Below are 23,720 nucleotides of genomic sequence, written 5' to 3'. Positions count from 1 at the left end.
TGCATTTCCACTGTGGGAGCGAGCCTGCTCGCGAAGAGGCCAAGTCAGGCGATAGAGCTCTCAGAGCTGCCCGTCACGATCGCGGAAACCCAGCAGATACAACACGCCATCCAGCCCCAACGTCGAAATCGCCTGCTTCGCCGACTGCTTGACCAGTGGTTTGGCGCGGAACGCCACACCCAACCCGGCAATTGCCAGCATCGGTAGGTCATTCGCGCCGTCGCCGACCGCGATGGTCTGCTCCAGACGCAAACCTTCCTTGTGCGCCAGCTCTTTCAGCAAATCAGCCTTGCGCTGGGCATCGACGATCGGCTCGATCGCCACGCCAGTACACTTGCCATCAACTACTTCCAGTTCGTTGGCGAACACGTAGTCGATGCCGAGCTTGGCCTGCAATTGCTTGGCGAAATAAGTGAAGCCGCCAGAGAGGATCGCGGTCTTGTAACCCAGACGCTTGAGTTCGGCGAACAGCGTTTCGGCGCCCTCGGTCAGACGTAGCGAAGCACCGATCGAATTCAGCACGCTGACATCCAGACCTTTAAGCAAGGCCAGACGTTCTTTGAAGCTGGCGCGGAAATCCAGTTCGCCGGCCATGGCCCGCTCAGTGATTTCGGAGACTTGTTCGCCAACCCCGGCAGCCTTGGCCAGTTCGTCGATGACCTCGGCTTCGATCAAGGTCGAATCCATGTCGAACACCGCCAGACGACGGTTGCGACGGAACAGCGAATCTTCCTGGAAGGCGATGTCGACGTTCAGCTCTTGGGCAACGCTGAGGAATTCGGCACGCAGCGCCTGCGGATCAGCCGCTTCGCCACGGACGGAGAACTCGATGCAGCCTTTGCCTTTGTCGGCTGGCGTGTCCAGCGGCATGCGACCCGACAGACGGTCGATGTGATCGATGTTCAGACCATATTTGGCGGTGATCGAGCTGACGGCCTGCAATTGGCCAGCGGTCACTTTGCGGGTCAGCAGGGTGACGATGTGACGCTTCTTGCCCTGATTGCCCACCCATTGCTGATAATCCTCTTCGGACACCGGCGTGAAACGCACCTGCTGGTCGAGCTCGTAGCCCTTGAACAGGATGTCCTTGAGCACGGATTTACCCTGCTCGGAATCGGGAATTTCAACCAGGATGCCGAACGACAGGGTGTCGTGGATCACCGCCTGACCGATGTCGAGAATGTTCACACCACCTTGTGCCAGAACACCGGTAATGGCTGCCGTCAGACCCGGACGGTCGACTCCCGTGATGTTAATCAGGACGATTTCGCGCAACGCGCACCCCCGCAACTGGAAAAAAACCGCATTCTACCCACTTTCAGTGACCATCGGGCACCGCGAGCGCTTTGCCGGTCTAGGGCCTGTCGCTATACTGCGCGTCAACTTCACGGACAAAAGAGCCGAGCTCAGTGAACCGGCCCACGCCAGTTAAAACCGATAACTTCTTCCTGCTGATCTTCCGTGCACTGCGCCACCGCCGTGTACCGATTGCATTGCGCATTGCCAGCCATAACGTGATCCTGGTCGCTCTGGCCCTGGTGATCTATGCCGGCGTGATGGGTTTGCAATTCAAGCAGGCCATGCACCAGCAGGCCGATGCGCTGGGCGAAAGCCTGACCACGCAGACCGCGACCTCGGCCACCGAGCTGTTGGTGTCCAACGACATCCTCAGCCTCAACGTGCTGCTCAACAACCTGACCAAGAACAAACTGGTGGCCCACGCGGCGATCTACAGCGTGGATAACCGCATCCTCGCCGAGTCCGGTCAGCGGCCCAAGCACAGCCTGCTGGGCGAAGCCGAAGGCATGTACGAGAGCAAGATCACCTTCCAGGACGTGACCGCCGGGCAACTGCGCATCAGCCTGGACATGGATCAGTTCCAGCAGCCAATGACCATCAGCCTGCAAAGCATGGGCATTCTCAGTGGGATTCTTTTGGCGCTGTCGCTGGCCTTGAGCCTGCGCATGGGTCGCTACCTGTCGACGCCGTTGCTGCAATTGCGCGTCTGGTTGCGCCGTATCGACGAGCACACGCCGGGCATCGATCGTCAGGATGAAATCGGCGATCTGGCGCGTCAGCTGCACGCCAACTACGCGCCGGAGCCTGCACCTGAACCGGAGCCTGAGTTCGAGGACGAAGAGGACGAGCCGGAATTCGAGGTGCGCAACTTGCGTGATCCGAGTTTCGACGAAACCCGTCCGATGGCTGCGCAGAAGCCGGCGCCGCGACATTTGGTCAGCACCGTCGAAGACGATGATGACGATGACGCATTCGCCGACCTGCGAGACGAGTCGCTCAATGTCGCGCCCCAACCCATTATCCGCCAACCGTCGCCAAGCGTGCCGCAGCACACCGCCGTGCTGGCCGTGCAACTGGGCTCGCAGGAGCAACTGCGCCGCTTGCCACGGGCACGCCTGGAAGAATTGCAGGAACGCTATCGCGACTGCCTCGATCAGGCCGCTTCGTTGTATCAGGGCGAAATCGAAACCCTGAACGACGGCAGCACGCTGATGCTGTTCCACACCGAAGACAGCGGCGACGATTACCTGACCAACGCGATCTGCTGCGGTGAACTGCTGCGGGCATTGGGTCATCAGTTGCAGATTGAAGTCGCGGACAGTGGCATTACCTTGCAATTGCAGTTGGGCCTGACCTTGGGTGATGAGCTGTTTGGTCTGAGCCAGATTGATCTGTTGCTGACCGATTCGGCGCAGGATGCCCTGGCCTTGTCGCAGCACAGCCGCAACCTGCTGCTGGTTGAACGCAAGATCAGTGACGATGCGTTGATCCGACAGCGCGCGCGGATCCGGCCGATCGCCAGCCCTGAGGGTGCTTGCTGTGTGGAGCGATTGATGGAGCCTTATCCATCGATGCTCGAGCGGCAACTGGCGCGGATGCATGAGCGCCGGGCTTAAGCCTTAAGCCTGAAACACAAAAGCCCGCAGATGAGTGATTATCTGCGGGCTTTTTTGTTGCCTGCACTTTCCCCCTCACCCTAGCCCTCTCCCAAAGGGAGAGGGGACTGACCGAGGTGTCTGACGCTATACATCGACCTGACAAATCGAGTCGATTATGGATTCACAGCAGGACGATCAGGTCGGCGTAACTCTGCAATATCCCCCAATCGGTCCCCTCTCCCTCCGGGAGAGGGTTAGGCGGGCGGCGTTCCGATGAGGGGCTTTTGATCCTCTAGCCCCCAGACACAACAAAGCCCGCACAAGGCGGGCTCTGTTCTGACTCGATCCAGCTTAGAAGCGGAACACTTCCATATCCGTACGAATCGGCGATGCCATTGGAATCTTCGGCTGCTTCTCGGCTTCCGCCGCTGGCGCTGCTGGCTTCGGTGCTGCTTTACGCGGCGCCTCGGCCACCGGAGGCTGGTTTGCCAGCGGTTTCAACGCCACTGACAACTGCTCGGCCAGACGCTGCAGCAAAATACCCTGTGCCTGCACCTGCGAAGCGGTACTGCCGGCATGCAGTTCCTGCAGATGAACGATGCGGTTATCGCGCACCTGACCACGGCGATCAATCAAGCGCCATTGCGCATCGAGAATTGCCGGTTGTTTCTCACCGGAATCCAGACGCGTAATAGTCAACAACACCTGCACATCCGGAGTGAACCCCGTGGTGGCCGGTGCCAGTACCACTCGCTGGCTATCCAGATGGCCAGCAACCTGACGCATCAACAACTGATCGATATCCGACGAAAGGCTGCCAGCCCAACGACCGTCGGTCGCCGCTTGCAGGCTGCCATCGGGTTGACGTTGCAGCAATGTCTCACGTTGCAGGTAATCGGCTACGACTACCGGGCCTAACAAAACCGCCATGCCTGCGCTTTGCGCAGGCTGAACCGGACTTCCGCTGTCCAGTTGATACAGCGACACCGGCTGGTGAACGCTGCAACCCGCCAGGCCCAAAACGCCGGCGAGCAGGAAAATAAGGGGGCGCAGAGCTGTCATCATCCCGTCCAGGTGGCCGCCACAAGGCTGACCACAGTGAAAATACTCAATAAATATGAAGAACGCTCGGCCACGCCGGCGCTTGGAAAGGCCATATCATCCGTGAATATGCGTTCCGACTCCAGCGCCAAAGCGTCGATCTACGCGTTAAATCGTGGATCGAGCTCTCTAGGACGCCTAATTGAGGTTTTCGACGAGCAGCGCATCCACTCTCTGGAAGCCCCTTGGAAGCTTATTGCCACGACGTCCACGCTCACCCTTGTAGTGTTCGAGGTCATCGGCCTTCAGCGACAGGGTCCGTTTTCCGGCCTGCAGCACCAAGGTGGCGCCTTCCGGAAGCACGGCGATGTCCGTGACATATTCTTCGCGACTGGCCACACGCTCACCGGAAATACCAATGATCTTGTTGCCTTTGCCCTTCCCTAATTGTGGCAGATCGCTGATTTTGAAGATCAGCAGGCGACCTTCGGTCGTGACCGAGGCCAGCCAGTTGTGCTCACGATCGGCCACTGGTCGCGGTGCGATCACTTTGGCGTTGTTTGGCAGGCTCAACAGGGCTTTACCGGCCTTGTTCTTGGCTTGCAGGTCTTCGCCTTTGACCACGAAACCGTAACCGGCGTCGGAAGCGATCACGTACAGCGCGTCGTCTTCCGGCATCAGCACGCATTCAAACGAAGCGCCCGGCGGCGGCGTCAGACGACCGGTCAACGGTTCGCCTTGGCCACGCGCCGACGGCAGCGTATGCGCGGCGACCGAATAGCTGCGGCCGGTGGAGTCGATTACCACGGCAGACTGGTTGGAACGCCCCGCCGCCGAGGTCTTGAAGCCGTCGCCAGCCTTGTACGACAGGCCGGTGGCGTCGATGTCGTGACCTTTGGCGGAACGGATCCAGCCTTTTTCCGACAGCACGACGGTAACTTTCTCGTTCGGCAGCAGATCGTGTTCGGTCAACGCTTTGGCTTCGGTGCGCTCGACGATTGGCGAACGGCGGTCGTCGCCATAGGTTTCGGCGTCTTTGATCAGCTCGGTACGCACCAGCTTCTTCAACTTGGCTTCGCTGCCCAGCAGGGCTTGCAGCTTGGCTTGTTCCTTGAGCAGTTCGTCCTGCTCGTCGCGCAGCTTCATCTCTTCCAGGCGCGCCAACTGACGCAGACGGGTATCGAGGATGTAGTCGGCCTGAATCTCGCTGAGGGCAAAACGCTCGATCAGCTTGGCTTTCGGGTGTTCCTCGGTGCGGATGATGTGGATCACTTCATCCAGATTGAGGTAGGCAATCAACAAACCGTCCAACAGGTGCAGACGTCGCTCGACCTTGTCGAGGCGGAATTGCAGGCGGCGACGCACGGTCAGCACGCGGAATTCCAGCCATTCGACCAGCAGCGCGCGCAAGTTTTTCAACTGCGGTTTGCCGTCCAGACCGATGATGTTGACGTTGACCCGATAGGTCGACTCCAGCTCGGTGCTGGCGAACAGGTGCTGCATCAGCGCTTCGTGATCGACGCGGCTGTTGACCGGAATGATCACGATGCGGCACGGGTTTTCGTGGTCGGACTCGTCGCGCAGGTCAGCGATCTGCGGGGCTTTCGACGGTTTCGCCTGCATCAGCGCGGCGATCTGCTCCAGCACCTTGGCACCGGAGACCTGATGCGGCAACGCGGTGACGATGATGTCGCCGTCTTCGACGTGGTACACGGCGCGCATGCGCACCGAACCCTTGCCGGTTTCGTACATCTTCAGCAGGTCGGCGCGCGGCGTGATGATTTCCGCTTCGGTCGGATAGTCCGGGCCTTGAATGTGTTCGCAGAGCTGCTCGACCGTGGCTTTCGGCTCATCGAGCAGACGCACGCAAGCGGTGGCGACTTCACGCAGGTTGTGCGGCGGCACGTCGGTGGCCATGCCCACGGCAATACCAGTGGTGCCGTTGAGCAGGATGTTCGGCAGACGCGCCGGCAGCACCAGCGGTTCCTGCAGGGTGCCGTCGAAGTTCGGACCCCAGTCGGCAGTGCCCTGGCCGAGTTCGCTGAGCAGCACTTCGGAATAACGCGAGAGACGCGCTTCGGTGTAACGCATGGCGGCGAAGGACTTCGGATCGTCCGGCGCACCCCAGTTACCCTGGCCGTCGACCAGCGTGTAGCGATAGCTGAACGGCTGGGCCATCAGCACCATCGCTTCGTAGCACGCCGAGTCGCCGTGCGGGTGGAATTTACCGAGCACGTCACCGACGGTACGCGCCGACTTCTTGTGCTTGGAATCGGCGTCCAGACCCAACTCGCTCATCGCATAAATGATGCGACGCTGTACTGGTTTCAGGCCGTCGCCGATATGCGGCAAGGCACGGTCCATGATCACGTACATGGAGTAGTTGAGGTAGGCACTTTCGGTGAAGTCGGCCAGCGAGCGGCGTTCTACACCGTCCAGGCTGAGATCAAGGGGGTTGCTCATGCAGGCCTCATCGGTTCGTTGTCTGGCGCAGCAGCATGGTGCCACCGCGCTGAGTAAATTCAAGTTTGTTCAGGGCGCTCATGCCGAGCAGTACCTGATCGCCATGCAGCCCCGGCGCCACCAGTGCGCGAACATCCCGCAGCACGATGTCGCCCAGTTGCAGGCGGTCGATTTTGGTTCGATAGCCCTGGCTCAAGCCATTGGCCGTGCTCAGGGTCACACCGAAACCTTCTTCCAGTTTCAAACGCTTGGCCAGATCCGCCGGGATCGCCACGTCGGTTGCGCCGGTGTCGAGCATGAACTCCACCGGCTCACCGTTGATCTGACCACTGGCGACAAAATGCCCTTGGGCGTTGCCGGCCAGTTTCACCTCGATAAAACCTTCGCCCTGCTCCGACGTAACCACCACGTTCGGATTCTGCTGGCGCTGCTCCCACTGGCCGAAAAACCGTGTGGCCAGAAACAGCGCCGCGCACCACGCCAGAATCATCAGCACCCGACCGGCGCGCTTGCCCGGCGGTTGCTGGCTCATGGCTTGGCGCTCCAGCCACCGTCAGGTGCGGCGAAGCGCCAGACGATCGGGCGAACCTCACCGTCGGCGCGCGGGCCGAAATTGTTGTCGACGCCGACCCATGCACCATCAGCGTCAACGATCAGCGCCTCTTCCAACCCGAAGTTCTGCGAATAACGGCGGTTGGCCTGCAACAGTTCAGCGGCGTACGACCAGCAACGCTCGACCTTGGCGGTCTGCGCATCGCGCCGACAAATCTGGAAGGCGTTGCGCTCAAGGGTAAACAATTTGCCGTTAAACAACGAAAGGTCGGAAAAGTCTCGGTCGACCGCTCTGGCCTTCGGGAACTGCGGCGGCTGCATTTCCTTGCCGCCTTCGCTGAGCAGCACGCAACGACCGTCGCAATCCCACACCGTCTGCTGGCGCTTGATCAGCAGCAAGCCACGGCTTTGCCGCTCGGCGGCAAGCCACATCTGATCGCCCGCTGGGCTGATCGCCAGGCCTTCGAAGATCGCATTGAAGTGCAGGAGCATGCCGCTGGCCCGCGCTTCGCGAACCATCATCGGCGAGATCTTCAGCCAGTTGACCGGGCCGCTGACGGGCACCTGCAAGACCGCCGCATGACCTTCGCTGACAATGTAGCGATTGCCGGCGCTGTCGCAGCTGATGCCCTCGAAATCCAGATCGCCACCGCGCACGAACGACGCGGCCCAATTGCGCGAGCGCAACCCCCACGGCAAACCGGTGTCCGGCACCAGCGGCACGTCGATGTGCAAGGCTTCGGCCTGCCAGACCTTATCGGCGGTATTGAGCCGATAGATCTGATCGTCATCGCGGTCCGACACCGTCCACAACTCGCCGCCACACATGGCCAGCCCCGACAGGTTGCCGCCGCGCATGCCGTCGACCGGGTGCTCGGAGAGCACGCGCAATTCCTGCAACGGCTCGGCCGACACGCTCATCGCACTCAGCAGCAACGCACCCGCCAAGGCCCAGCCAAACCGCATCAGGCCAGCACCTCGGCGAGGTTGCCTTTGGATTCGAGCCAGGTCTTGCGGTCACCGGCGCGTTTCTTCGCCAGCAGCATGTCCATCATTTCCGAGGTTTCGGCGAAGTCTTCACCCAGCGTCAGTTGCACCAGACGCCGAGTATTCGGGTCCATGGTGGTTTCACGCAGCTGCGGCGGGTTCATTTCACCCAGACCTTTGAATCGAGTGACCTGTGGTTTGCCGCGTTTCTTCTCGGCGACCAGACGGTCGAGAATGCCGTCGCGCTCGGCTTCGTCGAGGGCGTAGTAGATCTCTTTGCCCAGGTCGATGCGGTACAGCGGCGGCATCGCCACGTAGACGTGACCGGCATCCACCAGCGGGCGGAAGTGCTGGACGAACAAAGCGCAGAGCAGCGTGGCAATGTGCAGACCGTCGGAGTCGGCGTCGGCGAGGATGCAGATCTTGCCGTAACGCAACTGGCTCATGTCCGCCGCGCCCGGATCGACACCGATGGCCACAGCGATGTTGTGCACTTCCTGGCTGGCCAGCACTTCGCTGCCGTCGACTTCCCAGGTGTTGAGGATCTTGCCGCGCAACGGCAGGATCGCCTGGAATTCCTTGTCCCGCGCTTGCTTGGCGGAACCACCGGCGGAATCACCTTCGACCAGGAACAGCTCGGAACGCATCGGGTCCTGCCCGGCGCAGTCGGCCAGTTTGCCCGGCAACGCAGGGCCCTGAGTGACGCGTTTACGCTCGACTTTCTTGCTGGCCTTGAGACGACGACCGGCGTTGTTGATCGCCAGTTCGGCCAGCGCCAGACCGGTTTCCGGGTTGGCGTTGAGCCACAGGCTGAAGGCGTCCTTGACCACGCCGGAGACAAATGCCGCCGCTTCACGGGACGACAAACGTTCTTTGGTCTGGCCGGAGAATTGCGGCTCCTGCATTTTCATCGACAGGACGAACGCGATGCGCTCCCAGACGTCTTCCGGCGCCAGCTTCACACCGCGCGGCAACAGGCTGCGGAATTCGCAGAACTCGCGCATGGCATCGAGCAGGCCCTGACGCAAACCGTTGACGTGGGTACCGCCCTGCGCGGTCGGGATCAGGTTGACGTAGCTTTCCTGCACCGCGTCGCCACCTTCCGGCAACCACAGCAGCGCCCAGTCGACCGCTTCTTTGTTACCGGCGAAAGCGCCGCAGAACGGCTCGTTCGGCAGGCGTTCGAATTCGCTGACGGCGTCGACCAGATAGGAGCGCAGGCCGTCTTCGTAATGCCACTCGACTTTCTCGCCGGTGCCTTTGTCTTCAAAGCTGACCAGCAGCCCCGGGCACAAAACGGCCTTGGCCTTGAGCACGTGCTTGAGGCGGCTGATGGAGAATTTTGGTGAATCGAAGTATTTCGGATCCGGCGCGAAGTACACGCTGGTGCCGGTGTTGCGCTTGCCGACGGTGCCAACGATTTCCAGTTCCGAGGCTTTGAAGCCGTCGTTGAAGGTCATCTGGTATTCGTTGCCGTCACGCTTTACGCGCACGCGGACTTCGGTCGACAAGGCGTTGACCACGGAAATACCCACGCCGTGCAGACCGCCGGAGAACTGGTAGTTCTTGTTGGAAAACTTGCCACCGGCATGCAGCTTGGTGAGGATCAGCTCGACGCCCGACACGCCCTCTTCCGGGTGAATGTCGACCGGCATGCCACGGCCGTCGTCGCTGACTTCCAGCGAGTGGTCGGCGTGCAGGATGACCTGCACCGATCTGGCGTGGCCGGCCAGGGCTTCGTCGACACTGTTGTCGATGACTTCCTGGGCGAGGTGGTTCGGCCGACTGGTGTCGGTGTACATACCGGGGCGTTTGCGCACCGGGTCGAGGCCCGAGAGGACTTCGATGGCGTCGGCGTTATAAGAGCTAGCGCTGGGAGTGGCCATAGGGTCTCGTCGTCAGTCATTCATGAAATAGGGGCAAGACTTCACAATGCGGTGAAATCGATTGCCTGATACACATCGGCGCCAATGCCGGCAAAACTCAGCAACGCCGGCAATTGCCGGGCAAAACCCTGGAAACTGTGATCGCCGCCGGCCTGAATGCGCAAGGCACAGGCCCGGTAATACTGCTGGGCGAGGCGATAATCCAGTGTTTCATCGCCGGTCTGCAACCAGACCTGATAGCGCTGGGCATCCTGAGGCGCCGGCACTTCCAGTTCAGCCAGAGCGGTGACGTGGTCGTGGGTCAATTCCCAGGTTTCATCGGTATACAGGTTTTTCTGCGGGCCCAGATAGCCGTCGAACATCCGGTGCGGGCTGACCGCCGGGTTGACCAGCAAGGCTTTCAGGCCATGGCGCTCGGCCAAGTGAGTCGCATAGTAGCCGCCGAGTGAGCTTCCCACCAGCAGCGGGCTGCCCAGCTCGGCGATTGCCTGCTCCAACTGACCGATGGCTTCGCGCGGATGGTGATGCAGTGCCGGGACACGCAGCTTGTCGCTCAAACCCAGTTGCTCCATCACCGTCACCAGCTGACAGGCCTTTTTTGAGGCCGGGGCGCTGTTGAAACCGTGGATATAGAGGATCGAACCGGACATTTGAGCTCCCTGGGTGTCGGTTTGGGTTTGCGGAGTTTACAGGGAGAGAAGATTGGATTGGGGGGTGGTTTCGAGAAATTGGTCATTCAGCAGGTGCGGCCCTCACCCTAGCCCTCTCCCGGAGGGAGAGGGGACTGATTGGGGGATATTTCAGAAGTACGCCGACCTGAAAGTTCTTCACCGAATCCATAATCGACACACTCTTTCAGGTCGGCGTATGACGCCAGACACCTCGGTCGGCTCCCTCTCCCTCCGGGAGAGGGCTGGGCGGGCGGCGTTCCGATGAGGGTTTTGATTTGTCGCTCAATAGCCGTTGGAGCCGTAATCGACAGTGAAGGCGAAACCGGTGACACGTTCAACCCCGGTTTCCAACCGCCCATCCGGCAACAACCGCAACCAGCGATACCCAGGCGCCTGCTCCCCCACCTTGAAATCCTCACTCCCCGGCTCAAACTGAATGCACGTCGAAGGCGAAGCCATCAAGCGCACGCCATTACGCTGGCGATCGATCTCCTGATGCACATGCCCCCACAACACTGCCCGGGCCTGTGGAAAACGATCCAGCACGTCGAAAAACGCTTCAGGATTGCGCAAGCCAATCGGCTCCATCCACGCGCAACCGATCGACACCGGATGATGGTGAAAACACACCAGATGATGGCGCTCCGGCGCTTCGCTCAACGAGCGGGCCAGCAGTTGCAGTTGATCGTCCTGCAGAAAACCCGGCACCGAACCCGGCACCGCCGAATCCAGCAAAGTCACCCGCCAGTTACCGATATCGACCACCGATTCCAGCAAGGCACTCTGCACAGCGGCCTGGGCCATGATCATCGGTTCGTCGTGGTTGCCGGGAATCCAGCGCGCCGGCGCAGCGATCTGCGCGCTCATCTGGCGAAACTGCTGATACGACTCCAGCGTGCCGTCCTGTGAAATATCGCCAGTGGCCAGAATCAGATCGATCTGCGGCTGCTGCTCCAGCACCAACTCAATGACCTTTTGCAGGCTGTCGCGGGTGTTCATGCCCAGCAGCGTGCCATCCGTTTCAGCGAACAGATGGCTGTCGGACAACTGCACCAGCAGCGCCGTATCGGCGGTGGTCAACGTGGATACGCTCGGCAAGGCGTTCTCCCAAGGCAAAAGCACGGAATCGATCAAGTGCGGCAATTATGCTGGGGGATCAGTAAAAGAGGAAACCGCCGAACCGGACGCAGTTCACAACTAACGAACGACTTCGTACTCGTGCCCCAGCGCCAGGCAATGACTCAACCATTCCCCCAGGAACAGATTGAGCTGGGCCTTTTCATCAGGTTGATGCATGGCCGCGTTCGGGTAAGGGTAGATACCACGAAAGCGTCGTGCATGTTCGGCGCTGACCACTTCGGCCATGCGCGCGTCGTGATAGACCTGCACTTCCAGTTGCGGGACCGGTAGCCATGGCAGGCTGTGTTCCTGGCGCACTTGCAAGGTGGTGGTGTACGGGCAGGTTTGCAGCACTTCGAGGGCCAGCACGCCGAGCATCTGCTCGCCCTGGGTCACGGCGATGCGCCGCGCCTCAGGCTCGTTGCGCATGTCCGGCACCAGTCGCATCAGGCGCGCATAGTTGGCCTCGCAGGCGGCTTGCAGCCCCACGAGGTCGACTCGATAACGATCGCGCAACTTGTTTACGACCATAACCCCCTCACTTCGGCGCGGTTCAGCGCCAGCCACTGCAAAGCGATGATGCTCGCCGCGTTGGCAATGCGACCGTCACGGACGGCCTGCAAGGCATCTTCAAAGGCCCAGACCGTGACGCGGATATCTTCTGCCTCTTCTTCCAGGCCATGCAGGCCGCCAACGCCGTCAGTGCTGCAACGCCCCAGATACAAATGCACGAACTCGTTGCTGCCGCCCGGCGACGGGAAATATTTGGTCATCGGCCACAAGGCCTTGATGTCCAGCCCAGCTTCCTCCTGCGCCTCGCGGTGAGCAACTTCTTCCGGTTGTTCATCCTTGTCGATCAGACCAGCGACCAGCTCGACCAGCCACGGATTGTCGGCCTTGCCCATGGCACCGACGCGGAACTGTTCGATCAACACCACTTCGTCGCGCTGCGGATCGTAGGGCAGCATGCACACCGCGTCGTGGCGCACAAACACTTCACGGTTGATCTCGCGGCTCATGCCACCGGCGAACAATTCATGGCGCAGGTGCAAACGGTCGAGTTTGTAAAAACCCTCGTAGCAGCGTTCGCGTCGCACGACGTCGACGGTGGTCGGAATGGCGTTGGCAAAATCAGTCATGAGCATCCTCTTTACTGCAGATCCATTACGAGTTGCCGCTTGTTACTGGCAACCTCGACTTCGCGCCATCCTAACGCGCCCGCACCGTTTGATGCAGCCCCTTTACCGTCAGCGGGATGGACGGTGGAGGCGAAACCCACTCTAATTAGCTTAGTGGCGAACTGACTGCTTCTGCGAGAGTCGAAGCGGATATCTTTTTGCCTTCCCCTGCTTTCGAAAGGACGCCCATGTCGCTTTTCAAAATTGCCTCCGTGGCCGCCATCGCCCTGACCCTCGGCGCGTGCGCAAGCCTGTTCCAGCCCAACTACCGCACGCCGCTGGAGACCACCCGCGATGCGTCGGAACAACTGAAACCGGGCTGTTCCAACCCGGATTGCCCGCTGGTGAACATCGACACCCTGCGCTTCCCGGCCGAACCTGCGCTGGACGGCATCATCGAAAAACGCCTGCTGCAAATGACCCGCACAGAGAAAAACGCCCCGGTAGCGCCAACCCTGGCGGCCTACCGTGATCAGTTCCTGGCCAGCGCCAGTCCGCGCAACAGCAGCTACTTGCAAGCAAAAGTACGCGAGCAGCATGACGGCTTGGTGATCATCGAGGTGTCGAGCTACCTCGACACCGGCGGCGCCCATGGCACACCGGGTCGCGGTTTCATCAATTATTCGCGCCAGCAGCACAAAGTACTGAACCTGTCCGACATGCTTGTGCCGGGTCAGGAAGAGGCGTTCTGGAAGGCAGCGCAGGTCGCGCACAACAGCTGGTTGATCAGCACCAAGCTCGATCAGGAAGCGGACTTTGTGAAGAGCTGGCCGTTCGTGAAAACCCCGAACGTGGCGCTGACCTATGGCGGCGTGATCCTCAAGTACGACGTGAGCACCATTGCGCCTTACGCGCTGGGCCACGTCGAACTGAAGATTCCTTACCCGCGCCTGAACGGCATTCTCAAGCCTGAGCTGTTTCCCGGCCGTAACTGAAGGCCCGACCGAGCACTAGCTGCAACAGCCCTGCCAGCACCAGCGCCGGCAGGGTTGCGCCGACATCCGGATACAGATTCGCCAGCAAATGGTAGGTGCTCACGCCACCCAGCCACGCCAACAACGCCGGCCAGCGCAATGCAGCCGATGCGACCTGAGCACTGCGCTTGCGCAGGATGAAGTGATCCACCAGCACCACGCCGAACAGCGGCGCAAACACTGAACCGATCAACAGCAGGAAGTTCTGGTACTGCGCCAACGGCGCCAGCAGTGCGATCAGCGTGCAGATCACGCCGATGGCCAAGGCCAGATGCTCGACTTTCAGGCGCAACAGAATCCCGCTCGAAACCGCCGCCGAGTGAATATCGGCGAAGGCGTTTTCCGACTCATCGAGCAGAATCAGCAGCAAAGGAATGCCCAGTCCGGCGCCGGCGAGTGCCAGCAGCAGCGCGTTGACTTCACCGCTCGGCGCGAAGGCCAATGTGTAGGCAACGCCGAGGCTCATCAGCCAGAAATTGCCGATGAAAAACCCGACAGCCGTGCCACCGAAAACATTCTTTGCGCGTTTGCCGAAACGCGAGTAGTCGGCGATCAGCGGCAGCCACGACAGCGGCATCGCAATGGCAATGTCGAAGCCCACGGCAAATGGCATCGAACCGTCACCGGCACGCGACCAGAGATCGGCCAGATCGGCTTTGGCGAACAGGTTCCAGGTCAGCCACAGGCACGCCGCCAGCAGCAACCAGATGCCCCACTTGCGCAGGATCTGCCGGACGAAAGTCAGCGGTCCGCTGACCGCAAGCAGAGTCGCCAGGGCGCCGAAAAACAGCGTCCACAACATCGGGTTCGACCACAGCGAACCTTCGCTGAACGCGCGGGTGCCGAGCAGGCTGGCGGCGTCGCGCATGACGATGATTTCGAACGAGCCCCAACCGATCAGTTGCAGCAGATTAAGCAGCGCCGGCAGGCTCGCGCCTTTGCTGCCGAGGCTCAGTTTGAGGGCGGCCATCGACGACAGGCCGGTATCGCTGCCGATCACGCCGACGGCGGCCAGCAACAGTACGCCGACCAGCGTGCCAAGCAAAATCGCCAGCAGCGAACCGGACAGGCCGAGGCCAGGCGCGAGCAATGCACCGGTCTGCAAAACCATCAGGCCGATGCCGAGGGAGAACCACAGGGAAAACAGATCACGACCGCCGAACACACGCTTGTCGGCGGGTACGGCGAGATCGGGAGAATAGGTGCTGGGTTGAATGCTCAAGGGTGTTATCTCAAAAAGGAGCAGAGAAAAAGCTGCAAGCTGCGAGCTACAAGTTAGAAGCAGTGCGCGGACTGCTTCTGATCTTGCAGCTTGTGGCTTGCCGCTCGGGGCTAGACTTTCTTGTACAGCTGACTGCCTTCCTTTTTGAACCGCTCGGCCTGTTCCGCCAGGCCTTGGGCGACGTCCACGTCGACCGCGTCGATCCGCTGGTTGGCCGCGTATTCACGGACTTCCTGGGTGATCTTCATCGAGCAGAATTTCGGCCCGCACATCGAACAGAAATGCGCGACCTTCGCCGAATCCTTCGGCAGGGTTTCATCGTGATACGAACGCGCGGTATCCGGGTCCAGACCGAGGTTGAACTGGTCTTCCCAACGGAATTCGAAACGCGCCTTGCTCAAGGCGTTATCGCGAATCTGTGCGCCCGGATGTCCTTTGGCCAAGTCCGCTGCGTGCGCCGCGATCTTGTAAGTGATGATCCCGGTCTTCACGTCATCCTTGTTCGGCAGGCCCAAGTGTTCCTTCGGCGTCACGTAGCAAAGCATCGCGCAACCGAACCAGCCGATCATCGCTGCACCGATACCCGAGGTGATGTGGTCGTAGCCCGGCGCTATGTCGGTGGTCAGTGGGCCGAGGGTGTAGAACGGCGCCTCGTCGCAGCACTCCAGCTGCTTGTCCATGTTCTCTTTGATCAACTGCATCGGCACGTGGCCCGGGCCTTCGATCATGGTTTGCACGTCGTGCTTCCAGGCGATCTTGGTCAGTTCGCCGAGGGTTTCCAGTTCGCCGAATTGCGCGGCATCGTTGGCGTCGGCAATCGACCCCGGACGCAAGCCATCGCCCAGCGAGAAGCTGACGTCATAGGCTTTCATGATTTCGCAGATTTCTTCGAAATGCGTGTAGGCGAAGTTTTCCTTGTGATGCGCCAGGCACCACTTGGCCATGATAGAACCACCACGGGACACGATACCGGTCACGCGTTTGGCGGTCAGCGGCACGTAGCGCAGCAACACGCCGGCGTGAATGGTGAAGTAGTCGACGCCCTGCTCGGCCTGCTCGATCAGCGTGTCGCGGAACAGCTCCCAGGTCAGGTCTTCGGCCGCCCCGCCGACTTTTTCCAGTGCCTGATAGATCGGCACCGTGCCGATCGGCACCGGCGAGTTGCGGATGATCCACTCGCGGGTTTCGTGAATGTGCTTGCCGGTGGACAAGTCCATGATGTTGTCCGCGCCCCAGCGAATGCCCCAGGTCAGTTTCGCCACTTCTTCTTCGATGGACGAACCCAGCGCGCTGTTGCCGATATTGCCGTTGATCTTCACCAGGAAGTTACGGCCGATGATCATCGGTTCCAGTTCGGTGTGGTTGATGTTGGCCGGAATGATTGCGCGGCCGCGGGCGATCTCTTCACGGACAAATTCCGGGGTGATGATTTTCGGCACGCTGGCACCGAAGCTGTGGCCCGGGTGTTGCTGATCCAGCAAGCCAGCGGCGCGGGCCACTTCAAGCTTCATGTTTTCGCGGATGGCGACGAACTCCATCTCGGGCGTGATGATGCCCTGACGCGCATAGTGCATTTGCGTGACGTTGGCGCCGGCCTTGGCGCGGCGCGGGTTGTTGACGTGGGCAAAGCGCAGCTTGGTCAATTCCGGATCGGCAAGGCGTTCGCGACCGAAGTTGGAACTCAGACCCGCCAGACGCTCGGTGTCGCCGCGGTCGTCGATCCACGCCGAACGCACATCGGCGAGGCCTTTGCGCACATCGATCACCACGTTCGGATCGGTGTACGGGCCCGAGGTGTCGTAGACGGTCACCGGCGCGTTGATTTCGCCGCCGAAATCGGTCGGCGTCACGTCAAGGGTGATTTCGCGCATCGGCACGAGGATGTCCGGGCGGGAGCCCTGAACGTAGACTTTTTGCGAACGGGTGAACGGCTTGACCGATTGCTCATCGACCTTGGCCGAGTCACTCAGGTTGATCGCGTTTTTTGATTTTGTAGTCATCACGGGCTCTCCAGACAGCATCCAGGCAGTGGATTGTCGGAGCAGAACCTGAAAGGCACGGACGCACCGGGACCGGTGCTGTGCATCGTCGTCGAGCGTTCGATTGTCGAACAATTTCCCGGACGAAGCACAAGAGGACTCGCCGGGTGACGAGAAATCTTGTTCCCTACGCAGGCGCTAACCTGATCAGGTTCAACGGGATCCGAAATTATTCGATCTCAGCCTCATAGCAAGGCACCCCGACAAGAACCCGGCCAGTCTAGACACAACCGGCAAAGAACGCCAACACCGCAGCAAACACCATGATGAATGGCATAAATACAGGGGCTTGGCCGATTGTTGTGAGGCAAATGCACAACTACACTCGCTTTGCCCCGCCACGCCTTGACGCTGCGGGGCCTGCGCCTTAACGTTGGCGCCCGGATTACTTCCATAATATTAATGCTAGGGATCGCCTCATGCTGCGCAAACTCTCACTGGCTGTTGCCGTGTCTTGTGCGTCCAACGCAATGGCCTGGGCAGCAGAAGCGCCTTTGTCGACCAAAACCGATCTGGTCAGCGTCTATCAGGAGGCGGTCGACAACAACGCCGACCTCGCCGCCGCCCGCGCGCAGTACGGCGCGCAGAAAGAAGTGGTGCCGCAGGCCCGCGCCGGGCTGTTGCCGAATTTGTCCGGCGGCGCCGAGACCGCCAACGTGCGCACCTCGATCGATCAGCCGTCGGCCATTGCCAATCGCAGCGCTCACTCTTATCAAGCGACGCTGGCGCAGCCGTTGTTCCGTGCAGATCGCTGGTTCCAGTATCAGGCGGCCAAGGACGTCAACGAACAAGCCGCATTGCAGCTCTCGGCGACCGAACAGAACCTGATCCTGCAATCGGCGGAAAGCTATTTCAACGTACTGCGCAGCCAGGACAACCTCGCCTCGACCAAAGCCGAAGAAGCCGCGTTCAAGCGCCAGCTCGATCAGTCCAACGAGCGTTTCGATGTTGGCCTGTCGGACAAGACCGACGTCCTGCAATCGCAAGCCAGTTACGACACCGCCCGGGCCAACCGCATCGTTGCCCAGCGTCAGGTCGATGATGCCTTCGAAGCATTGATCACCCTGACCAACCGCCAGTACAACTCGCTTCAGGGCATCGTCCACACGCTGCCGATCCTGCCGCCGGCGCCGAACGATGCGAAATCCTGGGTCGACACGGCGGCGCGGCAAAACCTCAATCTGCTCGCCAGCAACTTCGCCGTCAGCTCGGCAGAAGAAACGTTGAAGCAGCGCAAGGCCGGTCACCTGCCGACCCTTGATGCGGTAGCCAAATACGAAAAAGGTGACAACGATGCGTTGGGTTTCGCCAACCCGAACTCTTTCGGCACGCCTTATCACGGCAACGTCGAACAAAGCACAGTCGGCCTGCAACTGAACATCCCGATCTACAGCGGCGGGCTGACCAGCTCGCAAGTGCGCCAGTCGTATGAGCAACTGAATCAGAGCGAACAACAGCGCGAATCGCTTCGTCGGCAAATCGTCGAGAACACCCGCAACCTGCACCGCGCAGTGAACACCGATGTCGAGCAAGTGCAGGCGCGCCGCCAGTCGATCATCTCCAACCAGAGCGCGGTGGAAGCCACGGAAATCGGTTATCAGGTCGGTACACGCAACATCGTTGACGTGCTCGATGCGCAGCGTCAGCTGTACACCTCGGTGCGCAATTACAACAACACGCGCTACGACTACATTCTCGACAACCTGCGCTTGAAGCAGGCGGCGGGGACGTTGAACCCGGGTGATCTGGAAGATCTGCGGCGCTATCTGAAGGCTGACTACAACCCGGACAAGGACTTCCTGCCGCCGGATCTGGCCAAGGCTGCCGAGGCGCAGCTCAAGGCCCGCCCTTAAAAACAAAAGATCGCAGCCTTCGGCAGCTCCTACAGGAAACGTATTCCAATGTAGGAGCTGCCGAAGGCTGCGATCTTTTTGCTTTACTTGATCAGTCGGCCCAAGCCATCCAGCAAACGCTGCAACGCGCCCTGATTACGGCGCATCACCGCCAGCCCGGCCTCGGCCATACGCTGCGCATCACGCGGCAATTCGAACAAGCGTTGCACCTCCACCGCCAGCCCTTCGGCATCATCCACTTCCGCCAACGCCCCGGCTTCACGCAATTGCGCGGCGATATCGAGGAAGTTGAACAGGTGCGGGCCACTGATCACCGGTTTCGCCAGTGCTGCCGGCTCCAGCAGGTTGTGCCCACCGTTGGCCACCAGACTGCCGCCGACAAACGCGCTGTCCGCCAAGGCATAGAGAAACAGCAACTCGCCCATGGTGTCGCCGAGCAGCACGCTCGTCTGCGCATCGACATGGGTGCCGGTCGAACGTCGCACCGTGGCGAAGCCTTCGCGCTGGCACAGTTCGAACACTGAATTGAAGCGTTCCGGGTGACGTGGCACCAGAATCAGCAACGCATCCGGGTGATTGGCCAGCAAGCGCCGATGGGCGTCGAGGATCACTTCGTCCTCGCCTTCATGTGTGCTGGCGGCGATCCACACCGGACGCTCCAGCGCCTGCCATTGGCCACGCAGTTCAGCGGCGCGTTGCAGCAGTTGCGGGTCGATGGTCAGGTCGAACTTGATCGAACCGGTGACCTCGACCGTTTCCGGGCGCGCACCCAGATCGCGGAAACGCTGGGCTTCGGTTTCGGTCTGCACGGCGAACAAACTCATTTCGGCGAGCATCGGCGCGGTCAGTTTGCTGAAGCGGCCATAGCCTTTGGCGGAACGCTCGGACAAGCGTCCATTGGCCAATGCCACCGCAATTCCGCGCTTGGCGCACTGATGAATGTGATTGGGCCACAGCTCGGTTTCCATGATCACCGCGAGCTTGGGCTGAACGCGATCAAGAAAACGCGCCGCCGCACACGGCAAGTCGTACGGCAAATAGCAATGCTGGATGCGCGGCTCATTGGCGAACAGCGCCTGAATCCGCTCCGAACCGGTCGGGGTCATGCAGGTCACGGTGATCGGAAGCGTCGGATAACGTTGCAGCAAGGCGCGGATCATCGGCGCGGCGGCGATGCTTTCGCCCACCGACACCGCGTGCACCCAGATGCCGCCGGGTTGCAGTGTCGGCATGCCGTAGGAGAAACGTTCGCCAATCCGCTTGGCGTACGCCGGCGCCTTGCGTGCGCGCAGCCACAGCCGAATTGCCACCAATGGCAGCCCCAGGTAAAACAGCGCGGTGTACAGAGTTCTATTCATGGCGGCGGAGTTTATCGACTTTTGTCGCCGATCGCCCGCAAGTGCACGGCAAAACGTTCGGCCAGCCAGCGCGCGGCCGGGCCGAGGGGTTCGTCGCGGCGCCAGACCAGTTCGACCACCAGCGCGGGTGGCGTCCATTCGCTGTCGAGTTCGACCATCAAACCCTGATAGGCCGAGTACTGCACCACATGCCGCGGCAACCAGGCCCAGCCGAGGTCGCGCACCAGCCATTCGGACATCACGTAGAAACTGTCAGCGCGCCACACCTGCGGACTGGCCGGCTCGTTGCCGGGATAGACACTGGTTTGCGTCGACATCAGCAATTGCCGATGTTGTGCCAGTTGCTGGCAGGTCACATAAGACTGCTTCGCCAGCGAATGATTGATGCCGCAGACCGTGACCATTTCCACACTGCCCAGCACTCGGCGCTCCAGCGCCTCGGGGATTTCATCGTGATAAAACAGCAGACCGAGGTCGGCACGACGCTCGACCAGTTTGCGCGCGACCTCGCCTTGCGCGGCGCTGGTCAGTTGCACTTCCAGGCTGGGGAACTGCTCGGCCAGTTCACCGAAACTTTCCACCAATGCCTGATAGGGCATCGCCTCGTCCTGGGCCACGCGCAGTTGCGCTTCCTGACCGCGCATCATCGCCATGGCGCGACCGTTGAGACGCTCGCATTGGCGCAGGACTTCACGCGCCTCTTCCAACAGCGCTTCGCCCGCCTCGGTGAGCGTTGGCTGACGGCCGCTGCTACGCTCGAACAGGCTGACGCCCAAGTCATCTTCGAGCATGGCAATCGCGCTGCTGATCGCCGACTGCGCTTTACGCTGCTGACGCGCCACGGCGGAAAACGAGCGGTGCTCGGCGACGTCGACAAACACCCGAAGTTGATCCAGATTCCACTGCATGCTGATTCACCGACCCATCTCTTTAACAGATAGGTAATGACTTTACCCCATCTGACGAATCACTAGAATGCCGCCTCAGCAAGCAACGTTTCACATTGAGGATTTGAACATGAACGCCTACGCCTACCTGGCCATTGCCATCTGCGCCGAAGTGATCGCCACTGTGTCGATGAAAGCCGTCAAAGGCATCAGCACGCCGCTGCCGTTGGTGCTGGTTATCGTCGGTTACGCGATTGCGTTCTGGATGCTGACGCTGGTGGTGCGTACCGTTCCGGTCGGCGTGGCCTATGCGGTCTGGGCGGGTATGGGGATTGTGATGGTCAGCGTCGCGGCGCTGTTCATCTACGGGCAGAAGCTGGATATCCCGGCGATGCTGGGGATGGCGTTGATCGTGCTTGGCGTCGTGGTGATCCAGTTGTTCTCGAAAACCGCCGGCCATTAAAAGCAGCGACAAGCATCAAGCCCCGAGCGGCAAGCAGAGCTGATTTTCCAGCGCCGGGTTGCAGCTTGCGGCTTGAAGCTTGAAACTTGCGGCTTCTCTAAGCCCCGAGGTCGTTGCATGCCATCCGTTATTTCCACCGACGTTCTGATTGTCGGCGCTGGTGTCGCCGGCCTCTGGCTGAATGCGCGCCTGCGTCGTCAGGGTTTTTCGACCGTGTTGGTGGAAAGCGCCAGCCTCGGCGGCGGGCAGAGTGTGAAGTCCCAGGGCATCATCCACGGCGGCGCCAAATACGCGTTGCACGGTGCGCTGACCGGTGCCTCGGAAGCCATCGCCGACATGCCGCGGCGCTGGCGTGAAGCGCTGGCCGGCAATGGCGAACTGGATCTGTCCGGTGTGCGCCTGCTGTCCGAAGCTCACTATTTGTGGTCGCCGGGCACTCTGGCCGGCAACCTCACCAGTTTCTTCGCCAGTAAAGCGGTGCGCGGCCGGGTCGATCAGGTCAAGGGCGAGCAGCTGCCGCCGGCCCTGCAAGACAAGCGCTTCAAGGGCAAGGTTTATCGCCTCGCCGAACTGGTGGTCGATGTCCCGAGCCTGATCCAGCGTCTGGCCGATCTGGCCGGCGATGGCCTGCTCGCCGGGCAGACCATCGAACCGTTGCTGGAAGCGGGCGTGCTGGTCGGCTTGAGAGTCGACGGCCTCGAGATTCGCGCCCAGCGCATCGTCCTCAGCGCCGGCGCTGGTACGGCCCAACTGCTCGAAGACCTCGGTCTGAGCCAGCCGGCCATGCAACGCCGCCCGCTGCACATGATCATCGCCAAAGGCCCGGGCCTGAAACCGCTGTATGCCCACTGCCTGGGCGGCGGCACCAAACCGCGCATCACCGTGACCACCCATCCGGCCGCTGACGGCCAGTGGGTCTGGTACATGGGCGGCGACATCGCCGAAAGCGAAGGTGTGCACCGCGAGCCGGCCGAGCAGATCGCTACCGCACAGAAAGAGATTGCGCAGTTGTTGCCTTGGATCGACCTCAGCACTACGCAATGGGCGACCTTGCGAGTGGACCGTGCCGAGCCGCTGCAAACCGGCCTGACGCGCCCGGACAACGCCTTCCTCGCCGAACAGGGTCGCTTGCTGGTTGGCTGGCCGACCAAACTGGCGCTGGCGCCGGACTTCGCCGATCGCGTCATTGCCTCCCTCGAGCGCGACGGCATCCAGCCGCAATCCTCTGAACCTTTACCGGCCCTGCCAAAACCACCGATGGGCGTTCCAGCCTGGGAGCAACTGCTGCCATGACCATTGCCAGCCTGCATGACTTTCATCGCCCGCTGGGCAGCACCGGCCTGATGGTTTCGCCACTGGGTCTGGGCACGGTCAAACTCGGCCGCGACCAAGGGGTGAAATACCCCAACGGTTTCCAGATCCCAGGTGATGACGAAGCGCGGATGCTGCTGCGTCAGGCGCGGGAATTGGGCATCAACCTCATCGACACCGCCCCGGCCTATGGCCGCAGCGAAGAACGCCTCGGCCCGTTGCTACGCGGCCAGCGACAAGACTGGGTAATCGTCAGCAAGGTCGGCGAGGAGTTTGCCGATGGCCTGTCGCGCCACGACTTCAGCGCGGCGCACACACGGATGTCGGTGGAACGCAGCCTGCAACGTCTTGAAACCGATTTTATCGACCTGGTGCTGGTGCATTCCGACGGCAACGACATGGCCATCCTCGAGCACGAAGAGGTATACGTCACCCTCGCGGCGCTCAAGGCCGAAGGCAAGATTCGCGGCTTCGGCTTCTCCGGCAAAACCGTCGAAGGTGGCTTGAAAGCACTGGAGCAAGGCGACTGCGCGATGGTCACCTACAATCTGAACGAACAAAACGAGAAAGCTGTCATTGACTATGCTGCTGCCCACGGCAAAGCCATTCTGGTGAAAAAAGCCTTGGCCAGCGGTCACGTCTGCTTGAGTCCGGGCGTGGATCCGGTGCGCGCCAGCTTCGAATTGCTGTTCGCGCAGCCTGGCGTGGCCAGTGCTATTGTCGGGACGATCAATCCGCTGCACCTCGCCCACAACGTTGCGACCGTTGCCCAGGTCCTACGTGGTCACTGACGCCGCCTCGCGGCCTTAAGCAGGAGCC

Annotated in this window: 20 protein-coding genes and 1 riboswitch; of the genes, 6 read left to right on the top strand and 14 right to left on the bottom strand. The window is 60.9% G+C overall.

Features of this window, described 5'->3' with window-relative positions:
• Positions 1–60: 60 nt before the first annotated feature.
• On the bottom strand, positions 61–1,275 hold the full coding sequence (gene serB, locus RMV17_RS02395) for a phosphoserine phosphatase SerB (RefSeq protein WP_311885306.1): 1,215 nt from the start codon (positions 1,273–1,275) through the stop codon (positions 61–63).
• Between the two features lie 134 nt (positions 1,276–1,409).
• Between serB and RMV17_RS02390 the strand changes: the two genes are divergently transcribed.
• Positions 1,410–2,915 (top strand): AhpA/YtjB family protein, encoded by a 1,506-nt coding sequence (locus tag RMV17_RS02390; protein WP_311885304.1) that lies wholly within the window; start codon positions 1,410–1,412, stop codon positions 2,913–2,915.
• A 333-nt stretch (positions 2,916–3,248) separates the two neighbouring features.
• On the opposite strand, the gene RMV17_RS02385 is transcribed toward RMV17_RS02390, so the two are convergent.
• From RMV17_RS02385 to RMV17_RS02345, 9 genes are all read right to left on the bottom strand, one after another.
• Entirely contained in the window at positions 3,249–3,959 is a 711-nt protein-coding gene (locus tag RMV17_RS02385; RefSeq protein ID WP_311885302.1) for an ABC-type transport auxiliary lipoprotein family protein, read from the bottom strand.
• Between the two features lie 177 nt (positions 3,960–4,136).
• Entirely contained in the window at positions 4,137–6,401 is a 2,265-nt protein-coding gene (gene parC, locus RMV17_RS02380) for a DNA topoisomerase IV subunit A (RefSeq protein WP_034151664.1), read from the bottom strand.
• Positions 6,402–6,408: 7 nt separating this feature from the next.
• Positions 6,409–6,933: a TIGR02281 family clan AA aspartic protease gene (locus tag RMV17_RS02375; protein ID WP_034151665.1), complete on the bottom strand. Its 525-nt coding sequence runs from the start codon at positions 6,931–6,933 to the stop codon at positions 6,409–6,411.
• A complete protein-coding gene (locus RMV17_RS02370; RefSeq protein WP_034151666.1) occupies positions 6,930–7,919 on the bottom strand; it encodes an esterase-like activity of phytase family protein in 990 nt (329 codons plus the stop codon). Before RMV17_RS02370 ends, RMV17_RS02375 begins: the two co-directional genes overlap by 4 nt.
• Entirely contained in the window at positions 7,919–9,826 is a 1,908-nt protein-coding gene (gene parE, locus RMV17_RS02365; RefSeq protein ID WP_093430155.1) for a DNA topoisomerase IV subunit B, read from the bottom strand. Before parE ends, RMV17_RS02370 begins: the two co-directional genes overlap by 1 nt.
• A 41-nt stretch (positions 9,827–9,867) precedes the next feature.
• Positions 9,868–10,476: a YqiA/YcfP family alpha/beta fold hydrolase gene (locus tag RMV17_RS02360; protein WP_311885295.1), complete on the bottom strand. Its 609-nt coding sequence runs from the start codon at positions 10,474–10,476 to the stop codon at positions 9,868–9,870.
• A gap of 303 nt (positions 10,477–10,779) precedes the next feature.
• Positions 10,780–11,595 (bottom strand): 3',5'-cyclic-AMP phosphodiesterase, encoded by an 816-nt coding sequence (gene cpdA, locus RMV17_RS02355; protein WP_108224382.1) that lies wholly within the window; start codon positions 11,593–11,595, stop codon positions 10,780–10,782.
• Positions 11,596–11,694: 99 nt separating this feature from the next.
• Positions 11,695–12,147 carry a DUF1249 domain-containing protein gene (locus RMV17_RS02350; protein WP_034151669.1) on the bottom strand — a complete coding sequence of 151 codons (453 nt, stop codon included), beginning with the start codon at positions 12,145–12,147 and terminating at the stop codon, positions 11,695–11,697.
• Positions 12,138–12,755, bottom strand: coding sequence for an NUDIX domain-containing protein (locus RMV17_RS02345; protein WP_108224381.1), 618 nt, complete (start codon positions 12,753–12,755; stop codon positions 12,138–12,140). Before RMV17_RS02345 ends, RMV17_RS02350 begins: the two co-directional genes overlap by 10 nt.
• A gap of 227 nt (positions 12,756–12,982) precedes the next feature.
• On the opposite strand from RMV17_RS02345, the gene RMV17_RS02340 reads away from it, so the two are divergent.
• Complete coding sequence (locus RMV17_RS02340; RefSeq protein WP_311885289.1) at positions 12,983–13,729, top strand: RsiV family protein; 747 nt, start codon at positions 12,983–12,985, stop codon at positions 13,727–13,729.
• Here the strand turns inward: RMV17_RS02340 and cytX are convergent.
• Positions 13,698–14,990, bottom strand: coding sequence for a putative hydroxymethylpyrimidine transporter CytX (gene cytX / locus RMV17_RS02335; protein WP_311885287.1), 1,293 nt, complete (start codon positions 14,988–14,990; stop codon positions 13,698–13,700). The two genes, RMV17_RS02340 and cytX, sit on opposite strands and share 32 nt — an antisense overlap.
• A gap of 110 nt (positions 14,991–15,100) precedes the next feature.
• Positions 15,101–16,990: a phosphomethylpyrimidine synthase ThiC gene (gene thiC / locus RMV17_RS02330; RefSeq protein ID WP_007915736.1), complete on the bottom strand. Its 1,890-nt coding sequence runs from the start codon at positions 16,988–16,990 to the stop codon at positions 15,101–15,103.
• Between the two features lie 146 nt (positions 16,991–17,136).
• A riboswitch (TPP riboswitch) is annotated at positions 17,137–17,242 on the bottom strand.
• Between the two features lie 206 nt (positions 17,243–17,448).
• On the opposite strand from thiC, the gene RMV17_RS02325 reads away from it, so the two are divergent.
• On the top strand, positions 17,449–18,882 hold the full coding sequence (locus RMV17_RS02325) for a TolC family outer membrane protein (protein ID WP_034151673.1): 1,434 nt from the start codon (positions 17,449–17,451) through the stop codon (positions 18,880–18,882).
• A gap of 83 nt (positions 18,883–18,965) precedes the next feature.
• Here RMV17_RS02325 and waaA read toward each other — a convergent pair whose 3' ends face one another.
• Positions 18,966–20,240: a lipid IV(A) 3-deoxy-D-manno-octulosonic acid transferase gene (waaA, locus tag RMV17_RS02320; RefSeq protein WP_311885282.1), complete on the bottom strand. Its 1,275-nt coding sequence runs from the start codon at positions 20,238–20,240 to the stop codon at positions 18,966–18,968.
• Between the two features lie 11 nt (positions 20,241–20,251).
• Positions 20,252–21,148, bottom strand: coding sequence for a LysR family transcriptional regulator (locus RMV17_RS02315; RefSeq protein WP_108224377.1), 897 nt, complete (start codon positions 21,146–21,148; stop codon positions 20,252–20,254).
• 109 nt (positions 21,149–21,257) lie between these two features.
• Here RMV17_RS02315 and RMV17_RS02310 point away from each other — a divergent pair, with 109 nt between their 5' ends.
• From RMV17_RS02310 to RMV17_RS02300, 3 genes are all read left to right on the top strand, one after another.
• Positions 21,258–21,590, top strand: a complete 333-nt coding sequence (locus tag RMV17_RS02310; RefSeq protein ID WP_007915730.1) for a DMT family transporter — start codon at positions 21,258–21,260, stop codon at positions 21,588–21,590.
• Positions 21,591–21,707: 117 nt separating this feature from the next.
• On the top strand, positions 21,708–22,883 hold the full coding sequence (locus RMV17_RS02305) for an FAD-dependent oxidoreductase (protein WP_311885278.1): 1,176 nt from the start codon (positions 21,708–21,710) through the stop codon (positions 22,881–22,883).
• Entirely contained in the window at positions 22,880–23,692 is an 813-nt protein-coding gene (locus RMV17_RS02300; protein WP_311885276.1) for an aldo/keto reductase, read from the top strand. The genes RMV17_RS02305 and RMV17_RS02300 overlap by 4 nt, the downstream gene beginning before the upstream one ends.
• The last annotated feature ends 28 nt before the right edge of the window (positions 23,693–23,720 follow it).

The organism is Pseudomonas sp. VD-NE ins (genome assembly GCF_031882575.1).
GTDB lineage: Bacteria > Pseudomonadota > Gammaproteobacteria > Pseudomonadales > Pseudomonadaceae > Aquipseudomonas > Aquipseudomonas fluorescens_BZ.
The sequence above is the reverse complement of the archived record's forward strand: the minus strand, read 5'-3'. Positions and strand labels throughout refer to the sequence as shown.

Bases quoted from the DNA above. Each gene is read 5' to 3' on its own strand.
- parC (WP_034151664.1), bottom strand. From the start codon at position 6,401: ATGAGCAACCCCCTTGATCTCAGCCTGGACGGTGTAGAACGCCGCTCG.
- thiC (WP_007915736.1), bottom strand. From the start codon at position 16,990: ATGACTACAAAATCAAAAAACGCGATCAACCTGAGTGACTCGGCCAAG.
- RMV17_RS02375 (WP_034151665.1), bottom strand. From the start codon at position 6,933: ATGAGCCAGCAACCGCCGGGCAAGCGCGCCGGTCGGGTGCTGATGATT.
- parE (WP_093430155.1), bottom strand. From the start codon at position 9,826: ATGGCCACTCCCAGCGCTAGCTCTTATAACGCCGACGCCATCGAAGTC.
- RMV17_RS02385 (WP_311885302.1), bottom strand. From the start codon at position 3,959: ATGACAGCTCTGCGCCCCCTTATTTTCCTGCTCGCCGGCGTTTTGGGC.
- RMV17_RS02345 (WP_108224381.1), bottom strand. From the start codon at position 12,755: ATGACTGATTTTGCCAACGCCATTCCGACCACCGTCGACGTCGTGCGA.
- RMV17_RS02300 (WP_311885276.1), top strand. From the start codon at position 22,880: ATGACCATTGCCAGCCTGCATGACTTTCATCGCCCGCTGGGCAGCACC.
- RMV17_RS02360 (WP_311885295.1), bottom strand. From the start codon at position 10,476: ATGTCCGGTTCGATCCTCTATATCCACGGTTTCAACAGCGCCCCGGCC.
- RMV17_RS02315 (WP_108224377.1), bottom strand. From the start codon at position 21,148: ATGCAGTGGAATCTGGATCAACTTCGGGTGTTTGTCGACGTCGCCGAG.
- RMV17_RS02350 (WP_034151669.1), bottom strand. From the start codon at position 12,147: ATGGTCGTAAACAAGTTGCGCGATCGTTATCGAGTCGACCTCGTGGGG.
- RMV17_RS02370 (WP_034151666.1), bottom strand. From the start codon at position 7,919: ATGCGGTTTGGCTGGGCCTTGGCGGGTGCGTTGCTGCTGAGTGCGATG.
- RMV17_RS02310 (WP_007915730.1), top strand. From the start codon at position 21,258: ATGAACGCCTACGCCTACCTGGCCATTGCCATCTGCGCCGAAGTGATC.
- waaA (WP_311885282.1), bottom strand. From the start codon at position 20,240: ATGAATAGAACTCTGTACACCGCGCTGTTTTACCTGGGGCTGCCATTG.
- RMV17_RS02340 (WP_311885289.1), top strand. From the start codon at position 12,983: ATGTCGCTTTTCAAAATTGCCTCCGTGGCCGCCATCGCCCTGACCCTC.
- RMV17_RS02305 (WP_311885278.1), top strand. From the start codon at position 21,708: ATGCCATCCGTTATTTCCACCGACGTTCTGATTGTCGGCGCTGGTGTC.
- RMV17_RS02325 (WP_034151673.1), top strand. From the start codon at position 17,449: ATGCTGCGCAAACTCTCACTGGCTGTTGCCGTGTCTTGTGCGTCCAAC.